This window comes from Clostridium guangxiense (assembly GCF_021043395.1).
In the GTDB taxonomy this organism is placed as follows: domain Bacteria; phylum Bacillota; class Clostridia; order Clostridiales; family Clostridiaceae; genus Clostridium_S; species Clostridium_S guangxiense.
The window spans coordinates 61,480-72,621 of sequence record NZ_JAJNKE010000020.1; the positions used below are offsets into that span (position 1 = coordinate 61,480).

10 protein-coding genes are annotated in these 11,142 nt (G+C 29.0%); all 10 read left to right on the plus strand.

Features of this window, described 5'->3' with window-relative positions; translation table 11 throughout:
- The first annotated feature begins 487 nt into the window (after positions 1–487).
- The 10 genes from LQK79_RS12545 to LQK79_RS12590 all read left to right on the plus strand — a co-directional run bounded on the left by LQK79_RS12545 (position 488) and on the right by LQK79_RS12590 (position 11,090).
- Positions 488–1,924, plus strand: coding sequence for a DUF1905 domain-containing protein (locus LQK79_RS12545; protein ID WP_053242609.1), 1,437 nt, complete (start codon positions 488–490; stop codon positions 1,922–1,924).
- 184 nt (positions 1,925–2,108) lie between these two features.
- Entirely contained in the window at positions 2,109–2,813 is a 705-nt protein-coding gene (locus LQK79_RS12550) for an Ig-like domain-containing protein (RefSeq protein ID WP_053242608.1), read from the plus strand.
- A gap of 117 nt (positions 2,814–2,930) precedes the next feature.
- Positions 2,931–3,632 (plus strand): YveK family protein, encoded by a 702-nt coding sequence (locus LQK79_RS12555; RefSeq protein ID WP_053242607.1) that lies wholly within the window; start codon positions 2,931–2,933, stop codon positions 3,630–3,632.
- A 16-nt stretch (positions 3,633–3,648) separates the two neighbouring features.
- Complete coding sequence (locus tag LQK79_RS12560; protein WP_231016766.1) at positions 3,649–4,353, plus strand: CpsD/CapB family tyrosine-protein kinase; 705 nt, start codon at positions 3,649–3,651, stop codon at positions 4,351–4,353.
- Positions 4,350–5,114 carry a tyrosine-protein phosphatase gene (locus LQK79_RS12565; protein WP_053242606.1) on the plus strand — a complete coding sequence of 255 codons (765 nt, stop codon included), beginning with the start codon at positions 4,350–4,352 and terminating at the stop codon, positions 5,112–5,114. The genes LQK79_RS12560 and LQK79_RS12565 overlap by 4 nt, the downstream gene beginning before the upstream one ends.
- 807 nt (positions 5,115–5,921) lie before the next feature.
- Positions 5,922–6,605: a sugar transferase gene (locus LQK79_RS12570; RefSeq protein WP_407928533.1), complete on the plus strand. Its 684-nt coding sequence runs from the start codon at positions 5,922–5,924 to the stop codon at positions 6,603–6,605.
- Positions 6,606–6,661: 56 nt separating this feature from the next.
- A complete protein-coding gene (locus LQK79_RS12575) occupies positions 6,662–7,717 on the plus strand; it encodes a mannose-1-phosphate guanylyltransferase (protein ID WP_231016760.1) in 1,056 nt (351 codons plus the stop codon).
- Between the two features lie 13 nt (positions 7,718–7,730).
- Positions 7,731–8,987: a glycosyltransferase gene (locus tag LQK79_RS12580; RefSeq protein ID WP_231016761.1), complete on the plus strand. Its 1,257-nt coding sequence runs from the start codon at positions 7,731–7,733 to the stop codon at positions 8,985–8,987.
- Between the two features lie 11 nt (positions 8,988–8,998).
- On the plus strand, positions 8,999–10,123 hold the full coding sequence (locus LQK79_RS12585; protein WP_231016762.1) for a glycosyltransferase family 4 protein: 1,125 nt from the start codon (positions 8,999–9,001) through the stop codon (positions 10,121–10,123).
- A 214-nt stretch (positions 10,124–10,337) separates the two neighbouring features.
- Positions 10,338–11,090 (plus strand): glycosyltransferase family 2 protein, encoded by a 753-nt coding sequence (locus tag LQK79_RS12590; RefSeq protein ID WP_231016763.1) that lies wholly within the window; start codon positions 10,338–10,340, stop codon positions 11,088–11,090.
- The last annotated feature ends 52 nt before the right edge of the window (positions 11,091–11,142 follow it).

Consider the following 11,142-nt stretch of genomic DNA (forward strand, 5'->3'; position numbering starts at 1 on the left):
ATTGTAGATTTATTTTTTTTAGTGTAATAATATGCATAAAATTTATACATATTATTGATATTAAATTAAAGTTTTCCTTTATGTATACAAATTACTACAAAAAAATAATGTGAACCTTATAAAGCAAGGTATAACATGTACGATAATATTATTGCAGTTATAACATAAGTGTATAATTAATTATGAAAAATATATGTAAAATATGTGTAAAATATATAAATAAACAATTGATGAAAAAGATTTAATGTTATATAATTATATGGAAAAACTTAAAAAAATATGAATCAAAGAATATAATGGATAAATTTGAATATTTTTAGCGCATATCCAAACTTATGTTGATATTTTACATAAAAAGATATATAATTATTGAAGTGTTAAAGTGGTTTATACTAAGATAATATTTGCTGCTCAGTCCGTAGTAGATATTAACTTTTTATTTATATTTAAATTAGATATTTTACTAATAATTAGGAGGGATTTGTAAATGAATTTCAAGAAGACATTAGGTTTAGTTTTAACAGCAGCTTTAGTTTCATCTTCATTAGTGGCTGTTAAACCAGTAAAAGCCGCAACTAGTGCACTTACAGGATTTAATTATTTTTATGCACAAAGATCATTGTTAGTTGAAAATGAAGCGGATACTTATGTGGTAGACACAAACTACAGTGGGAAAGTGCAGTATGAATTATGGGTTAAGAAGGCATCAGATCCAAGTGCAAAATGGCAGGTTGTATCTGCAGATGCAAATGGTAAGGCTGGGTATACAGAAGCTGTAGATGGCCAAAATTCACCATATGCAATTAAATTAGTAAGTGGCTTCACTTTTGACAAAGGAAAATATTATACAGCAGTATATGCTAAAGTAGCAGGAACTGCTGGTGTAAAAACTTATGGTCACTTCATAGATGCAAATGGAGTAGATACAGACTCAAAAAGTGGTACAGAACAAAAATATGATATAGTTAAATCTGGATATTTTAATGCTATGAGTACTGATTACAAGCAAAAATACAATGAAATGCTTGATGATTTCTTATTTGATAAAAGTTCATTTGTAGCAGGTCAAAAAGTTACATTTAAAGGATTTGCTTCACAAAAATCTGGAGCTAAGTACAAATTAGTAGTTAGAAAATTTGGAACAGCTGCTTCATCTCAAGCAGTATTAAATAGTACATTTGCTTCAACAGTAGACTGGACACCAACAGAAGCTGGAACTTATCAAGTAATAGCTTGGTCCGAGCCAACTAATGCTGGTAAAAATGCTGCAAGAGATGGATGGAGAATAGATACTATTACAGTTACACCAGCAGCTCCAGTACAACAGCAGCCAAAAGTAGATGAAACTTCAATAACTACTAAAGCAGGTATGATTCTAGGACAGACTTTTGTACAGTTAAAATTAACTGGAACAGATGATCCATCAAAATGTACTGTTTCTTTTGGAAATCAATCACTTAAATATGATGCAGAAAGTGGTACTTTCTACGGTAATTTAAATTCAGTGGATTTGGTAGCTTTAAAGAAGGCAGCAAGTTATACAGTTGTAGCGCCAACAACACCATCACAAACTTCAAGTTCTATACATGATACTACAGGAAGCGCATTAACTGTAACTTTATCTCCAAGTGCAGAAAAAGTATTAGTAAGTGCTGTATTAAATAAAAGTCATATATTAAGCACTTTAAGTGTTGATACAAATGATTTATCAGTATCAGTAAAAGTAACATTTAACGGAACAACATATGATTTAACAAGTGCTTCAGATGTAAATGCATTTAAGCTTGCAATAGCTAAAGCAGTCAAAGGAGCTAATGCAACAATAGATGATTATGCAACTGTTACTCTTGGAGACTTCAAAGCTAACAATTTAACTGCAACTTTGGATGTCAATGGTATACAGTATAATTTAGCTGTTAAATAAGACAAGCTAAAATTAATAGTTAGAGAAGAATGAAAGTTCTTCTCTAATTTTTTATAAATATAATTTAATTTAAAGGTATGGAATTAAATAACAAGTAATAATTATTTTAAAGTTAACTCTTGTATGATATAATTTATACATAATAAAATTAACATTTTGATAATTACGAAAGAAGGTGGTAGATTTGAAAATTAAAAATGCTGCGGCAACAATAGCTATAATTGGTGCTTTTTTATTTGTTAATTACTTTTATACATATAATACTAAAGCAGCGGCTGTATACGATAATCAAATTGCTGAAGAAACTACTAAAACATTTACAGCTAAGACAAATGTAGCTTTAACAAAAAAATGGACAATAACCTTTAGCAATGAAGTTAATGAAAGTAGTATACAAAATAATATTAAAGTTTTAGATGCTGCTACCAATAGTCCGGTAAATGTTAAAATTGAATTGGGTATGGACAAAAAAACCATAGAAATATTAGCGCCGGGTACAGGATATGGGACCGGAAAAACTTATAGTATTACAATAAACAAGTCTGTAACTTCAACAAATGCTAAAAGTTTAGCTCAAGATGTAAAAATGAATTTTTCAACAGCAGCTTCAAGAACTACAATGGATACAGCTTTTCTAAAGCAATTTAGTATTGATCTTGCAGATGCAGGAATAAATATAACTAATGTAAACGAGAGAAATGTAGTAGTAGAAATGGTAAAAGCCATTAACAATTATTTAAACAATCCGAGTCAAGAATTAAATGTACAAGCAGCTAAGAGTGCTTACTATGGTCTTACAAGTAATGAACAATCAGATTTGAAGGATGTGCTGATTTCAAATCTTTCATGGGATGAATTGATTAAAGCATATAGTATGTTTCAAGACTAAACATTTTGGTATATAAATGTTAAAAAAGTTTGAATATGATTACTATTATGTGTATTATATTAAGTGGGTAATTTTATAAATTTAAGGGATTAGAATACACTATGGGAGGGAAATTTGTTGGAAGAACAAGAAATGACACTAGATTTGAAAGACTTTTTTTATATTATTTTAAAGAGAAAAAAGCTTATATCTATAATAACTGTTTTAGCAGTTATCTTATCAGGAGTGCTAAGCTTTTTTGTGATTAAACCTACATATCAAGCAGAGACAAGCATTATTGTTGGAAGGCCTCAAAGTGAAGCTAAAAATGACAAACTTGATAACAGTGATGTTACAATGTATCAAAACTTAATGAAGACTTATACAGAAATAGTTACATCAAAACCTGTGCTAAATGAGGCTATTTCTGAATTGGATATAGCTGTAAATGCAGAGCAACTTGCAAAAGCTATAAAAGTTACTTCTCAGCAGGGAACTCAAATTCTTCAAATAGATGTAACTAGCGATAGCGCAAATGACGCTTATAAAACAGCAGATGCTGTAACAGATGCTTTTATTGATAAATCTAAGGATATATTCCCAACATCAGGTGTACAGCTATCTGTAATGAATAAAGCTGAGAAACCTAAGAAACCAATAAAGCCAAAGAAGGTTTTAAACATAGCAATAGCATTTGTACTAGGGCTTTTTGTGTCTGTTGGATTAGCATTTGTATTAGAATATATGGACAATACTATAAAATCTGAAAATGATATAAATAAATATTTGGAGCTTCCGGTTATAGGAATAATACCAGATCAGCCAGATTTACAGGAATAGGAGGATAACAATGTCAATATTTATAGTAGAAAACGAACCTAAATCTCCTGTATCAGAAGCATACAGAACTTTAAGAACTAACATACAGTTTTCATCATTTGATAAGGAAATTAAGAGCATACTTGTAACAAGTTCGGGGCCAGAAGAAGGAAAAAGTACTACCATTGGAAATTTAGCTTTTGCTATGACTCAGGCTGGTAAAAAAGTAGTATTAGTGGATTGCGATCTTAGAAAACCATCTGTACATAAAAAATTCTCTATATCAAATATGACAGGTTTATCAAATTATCTTGTTGGAGAAATTGATTTTGAAGGGGTACTTACAAAATATAGTGACAATTTACATATAATACCTTCTGGAACAATACCTCCAAATCCAGCAGAAATGATATCTTCAAATAAGATGAAAAGTTTTATACAAAGATGTAAGGAAGAATATGATTGCATTCTTTTAGATGCACCTCCAGTAATAGCTGTAACAGATGCACAGCTTTTATCCACAGAAGTAGATGGTGTTTTATTGGTAGTGGCTTCGCAGCAGGCAGATAAGGATGCAGTAAAGAAAGCAAAGGAACTTCTTCAAAATGTTAAAGCAAACATAATAGGAGTTGTATTAACTAAAACTAAAAGTAAGTCTGGTTATGGCAAAGGCTATGGTTATTATTATTACTATTCAGAAGAGGACGGTAAAGGCAAAAAGAAGAGGAAGAAGAAAAAATGATAGATACCCATTGTCACATAATACCAGGCATTGATGATGGAGCTAAAGATATTGAAACTTCAATTAAAATGCTTAAGATTGCAGAGAAAGATGGCATAAAAACTATAATTGCAACTCCACATTATTATAGAAATAAATATGAATGTAATATTGAAGATGCAAAAAATCATCTGGATGAATTGAAGGAATTGGCAAGAAATGAAGGAATATCAGTTAAAATAGTCCAAGGACAAGAAATTTTTTTAGATAAGTATACCGTGGATTTATATAAAAATGGAACTATAGGAACTATTAATAACAGCAAATACATCCTTGTAGAAACTTCTTTTGTAGGTTCTAAACCTAAGGATGTTCTTGAAAACATATATGAAATAAAGCTTCTTGGCTTAACTCCTATACTTGCTCATCCTGAGAGATATGGTTTTATAATACAAGATAACTCTTCAATAAATGAATTTATAAAGGAAGGCTGTTTGTTTCAAATAACCAGCAGCAGTATAACCGGCATATTTGGAAAAGACGTAAAAAAAACTTCTGAAAATTTAATTAAAAGTGGCATATGCAATTTTATAGGTTCAGATGCTCACACAACAGGCAGAAGAAGCCCTAGGATGAAAGAGGCATTAGAAGAAGTAAGAAAATTAAATGAAAATGCATATGAAAGTATAGAAAAAAATTCCGAAGCTGTTATTTCTAATAAAGAACTTGATATCAAAATGGAATTAGTTAAAAAAAAGAGAAGGTTTTTTCCTTTTCTATAAATTATAGATAGACAACTTGAAACTTTAAAATTGCAATCTCCAAATTTATCCTGATAAACTGGAATTTGTCGAGCGCTATAGTGAAGGGTTTTAACTCACTTCGTTTGTTAAAAGACTAAGGCTTTCGCTATGCGAAAGGTGAAGGGTTTTACGGTGCTGTGCACGTAAAAGGTGAACTTTTTTATCTTCAATAAAAAGCTAAGGTTGATTTTCCTCCGTTTCCCTACGGAAAATCTTTAACGTATTTAAATTATTTATTTTTCGTAGAGAAACGGAGAAAAATATTCCTTAACCTTTTGCCGTGGCAAAAACCTTCACCTTTGACAAGCAAAGCTATGTCAAACCCTTCACTTTTCACATAAGTGAAAAAGTTAGTTTTTTAATGAGCAGGGCGAATTAAAACCCTTCACTCAGCTCGACAAATTCCAGTTTGTAAGGATAAATTTGGTATTGGTAATTTAAATATTTCAGCTTGTTTATCTATATAGATAAACTGCTTCAACTATTGAAATTTCAAGTTTCATGGTGGTTTATCTTTAAAGCAGTTTTTGAATATATTTTGAAAACTGCTTTTTTTTAAACACAACTGGGGGTATTAAAGGAATGTTCTATAAGTGCAAAATGAACAATTATTTAAAATAAAGTCAAATATTAAATCAAATTTAAATAATAATTGTAATAAAATTGTAATAAAATTGCTTTAAATTATTTAATAATTATGTATATGATGTTATAATAGTATTTAATGATGTGATTTTTTATGCTTACGGAATAAAATGTGCAAATTTATATCAAGGGGGAATATAAATGCAAAGTGCAGAAGTGACAAATATGGAAGAATATGCTAAAGGAGATACATATGCACTTACCAAAGATTATGAACGCAGTAGGGTATATTATTTTTTTAAAAGGAGTATGGATATAATTTTTTCTGCTTTAGGAATTATTTTTATGAGTCCTGTCATGATATTTACTATCATTGCAATAAAATTAGATTCTAAAGGGTCAGCTATCTTTAGCCAAAAAAGAATTGGAAAAGGTGGACAAGTCTTTAAGATGTACAAGTTTAGGTCAATGGTAGTTGATGCTGAAGATCTATTGTACAAGCTTAAAAGCAAAAACGAAATGTCTGGACCTATGTTTAAAATGAAGGAAGATCCAAGGATTACAGGCGTAGGAAGATTTATCAGAAAGACAAGCATAGATGAACTTCCACAGCTTTTTAATGTGTTAAAGGGAGAAATGTCTCTTGTAGGACCGAGACCTAATTTGCCTAGAGAAGTGGTAAAGTTTAATGATTGGCAAAAGCAAAAATTATTAGTTAAACCAGGGCTTACCTGTTACTGGCAAGTTATGGGAAGAAGCGATATAGGCTTTGAAGAATGGATGAAACTTGATATAAAATACATAAAAGAGAGAAATACCTTGCTTGATTTAAAACTCATATTTAAAACATTTTTTGTTTTATTTGGAGACGAGCATGCACGATAGGGAAGTTGAGAATTGATAGTTAGTTAACATAAACTTAAGGTTTGGAGGGCTAGATTATGCTTTGTGCACTTATTATGGCAGGTGGCAGAGGTGAGAGATTTTGGCCGCTGTCTACAGATGAAAAACCAAAGCAGTTTTTAAAGCTTATTGGAGATAAAACTATGATACAAATGACGGTAGATAGGCTTACAAAACTTATACCATTGGAAAGGATTTTTGTGGTTACAGGTAAAAGATATGTTAATTTGTTAAAGGAGCAGCTTCCCAATTTACCAGATAGAAATATAATTGTAGAGCCTGTAGGTAGAAATACAGCACCGTGCATAGGGTTATCTGCATTTATGATAAACAAGTATTATGAAAATTCTTCAATGGTAGTACTTCCATCGGATCATTTAATAGTAGACGAAGAAGAATTTTTAAAAACAATAAAGGCAGCTGATGAGTTTATAGACAATAATGAGGAAGCAATTGTTACCTTTGGAATGAAGCCAAGTAGACCGGAAACAGGTTATGGATATATAAAATGCGGAGCTAATGAAGAAAACATAAATGGTTATAAAATAAGAAATGTAGAAAAGTTTGTTGAAAAACCAAATATTGAAACAGCCAAGGAATATTTAAAAGAGGGAAACTTTCTTTGGAATGGCGGCATGTTTATATGGAAATGTAAAAATGTGCTTAAACTTACAAAAATGTATTTGGCTAAAACTTATGAAGTATTAAGTGAAATAGCAGCCTGCAGGGAAGGCGGGTTTGAAGAAGTTTTAGAGGAAAAGTACCCCGAGGTTGAAAATATTTCTGTAGACTATGGAATAATGGAAAAGGCGGAAAATATATATGTTATACCCTGCGACTTTGGATGGGATGACATTGGAACCTGGTATTCTATTGAAAGATATAGAGATAAAGATGAAGATAACAATGTTTTTGTTGGTGACATAAAAAATATTGATGGTAAAAATAATATTGTTGTTGGAAATGAAAAACCAATAGTTGTGGTCGGACTTTCTGATGTTTTTGTGGTTGAAAGTGATGATATTGTTTTTGTGGGGAAGAAAGAGGATATTGAGCGAATTAAAGATATTAAAAAGAAAGTAAATAAGGAATAGGGTTGTGATCCATTTGGAAAGAAAAAAGGTATTATTTATAACAACTAGGTTGATATATCCGACTAATAGTGGTAGAAAAGTGGTTTTATATAATTATTGTAAGGGATTAAAAGAAATTTATAATTGTGATGTGTATCTTTTTAGTTTTCTTGAAGATGGGGATAAAGTTGAAAGTGGTAAACCAGATTTTATAAAGGAGCTTTATTTGGCACATCAACCTAATAAAATAGAAAAGTTAAAAAATTTAATTTATAATAGTATAATTTTGCAAAAGTGGCCACTTCAGGTCTCATTATATTATTCTAAAAGCACATATAAAAAATTGCTAAAATTAATAAATGAGCTGAAACCAGATATATTGATATGTGATATGGCTAGAACGGCAGAATATATAAGAAACTTAAATTTGAAAAAAACAAAAAAAGTATTAGATATGGATGATTTGATTTCAAAGCGATATTATAGACAAATCCAATTAAAGTACTCAAACCATTCTGCTTTAGGTATGTATTCAAGAAGAATACCTAAAATATTAAAAATGAATAAACTGATTAATATTGTTTTGAAAATAGAATATAAATTATTGAATAAATATGAAAAAAGCTTAAAATATGATTTCGATAAGATAATATTTGTTTCGCCTATTGAGGCAAAGTCTTATAATGAATCTAATTCGACAGATAAAGCTATTAGTGTAACAATAGGTGTAGACTATAATTATTATTCAAGTAAAGTTGTAGATAAAGGACAGGATAAATTAATTGGTTTTTTAGGTAATATGTATGTTTCTCATAATAAGGATGCAGTTGACTATTTTCTGAAGAAAATATTTCCTATCGTAAAAGAAAAAGTTCCAGACGCAAAGTTTATTATTGTTGGTAAATGTAGTGATGAGTATAAAAAAGCTTTTAATAATGATAATAATATACAAGTTACAGGTGAAGTGGTTGACATTAGAAAATATATACAAAAGTGTTCTGTAGTTATAGCACCATTAACATATGGTTCTGGTATAAAAACTAAAATATTAGAAACAATGGCTATGGGGGTTCCTGTGGTTACGAATAGTATTGGGGCAGAGGGAATTAATGTTGAGAATTCAAAAGACATATTTGTAGAAAATAATGATGAAGATTTTTCATATGAAGTTGTTAATTTATTACTTAATGATAAGTTAAATAAGTTAATATCTAAAAATGCTCAACAGTTTATATTATGCAATCACACTTGGAAGTATACCTTAGCAAATTTTGATTACATATTACTGTGATGGAGGCAAATATGAAAGTAGCAATAGATTGTAGAATGTTAGATAAAAAAATAGGTATGGCAAGAGTTACATATAATTTATTACTATATTTAAAAAATTACGATAGTAATAACACTTTGGACATAGACTTACTATTTGATAGGGATTATGGTAATGAATTTAATAAGAAGTGGATTCTAAGAGGATATAATGTAAAGATATTACATTGCAAAAACTATTTCTTGTGGGAACAAGTTGTTGTCCCATTGTATTGTAAAAAAAAATATGATTGTGTAGTCTTTATGCTTAATACAGGTAGTGCATTTATTAAACCGTCTAGATATGTAGTAGGGTACATACATGATGTTATATTTATGAAAAATAGAAAAGAAGTGCCATATTCTAAAAGTTTATATAAAATATTTGGAAGATTATATAGAAAATTAATTGTACCTAAGTTTGCCCAAAAAGCTGATGAGATAATTACGATTAGTAAATTTTCGAAAGTTGATATTGAAAAAACGTTGAAAATAAATCAAGATAAAATAAAAGTTATATATAACGGATGTGATTCAATTGATTTACATGAAGAATTTACTAAAAGTTATAATATTGATGAAAAATACATATTTGCAATTGGATCTCTTGATAAAAGAAAGAATACAGAATTGATAATCAGATATTTTTCTGAATTTATTAAAAATGGTAAATATAAGCATTATAAATTAAAAATATGTGGAATAGATGATTTTTATAACACCTATTTTGGAAGCATTGTTGAAAAATTAAAAATTAAGCAAAGTATTATATCTGTTGGAAAAGTAGATGATGATGAATTAACTAATTTATATTTAAATTCTGAGTTTTTTATATTTTTATCATCCTATGAAGGATTTGGACTACCACCACTTGAAGCAATGAAACTTGGAGTTCCAGTTGTCTGTTCAAAATTAAGTTGTCTGGAAGAAATAGTTGGAGATGCAGCAGAATTAGTCAATCCATATGTTGAGGAAGATGTTATAAATAGCATGATTGAAATTGTTGAAAATAATAGTTTAAGAGAAAGTTACATATTAAGAGGATATGAAATGGTCAAGAAATACAAGTGGCAAAATGCAGCTAAAGAATTTTTTTATGAGTTGAATAACTTATTGTAAAACCTAATTTATATGCAATTGATTGTTAAATAGTGAAAAAAATTTTTACTATTTATTCAATATAGGCTAGTTTTGTTAATTTACTTGAAAGACTTATTATATTTTGTTTCGGATGCTATTTGGTTTAATAGTTAAATCATGTAGAGTTGTTAAACAACTATGAGTGTTTTGGATGTAAGTTAGGATATTAATTTATATAAATTCGGAGGATAATATGATTTCTATTATTATAGCAACACATAATAGAGTAGATGAAATAACAAATTCATTAACTTTAATGAAAATAAATAATATATTTGATAATGTTAAATCAAGAATTATTTTAGTGTTTGATGGTAATATTTTAAATGAATTACAATACGATAAATTATTAAAAAATAATCCATGTGGATTACCTATTATAATTTCGCAAAATAGAGAACATATAGGACAAAATAAAGCTAGAAATATTGGAATTGAAATAAGCAAGCAAGATAATCCACAATATATATGTTTTTTAGATGATGATGCAACTATAGATAAGGGCTATGAGTTAAGAAATATTATAAATATTATGGATAGCAGTGAAAAGATTGTTGCAATTGGGTTACAGTCGGTTATTAAGCAAAGTGGAAATGATCAGTATTATAGTAAATATAATAAGCAGAAAGGTATTTTTCCGGTTGAAATTATTTGTTTGGCAGGGGCTATAATTAAATCCAATGTGGTATATAAATTCGATAGATTCTTTTTCCCAGAAAATATTTTTTATGGTTCTGATGAATGGGCTTTAGTAATGAGAGTACGTCAATTAGGATATCAAACTTATGCTACTAATTTATGTAGAGTAATCCATAGATTAGAATCAAAAGGAAGAAATGCTAAAATAAGATACAATCTACAGTATGCACATTCATTCATGTGGACCTTGTTGCCTAAAAAAATATTAATTGTATTGATTTTTAGACCAGCTAGTAAAAGTCAATAAGTTTTTATAAAAAAATTATTAATAAAAATAGGTATCATAAAAAATCCATTGA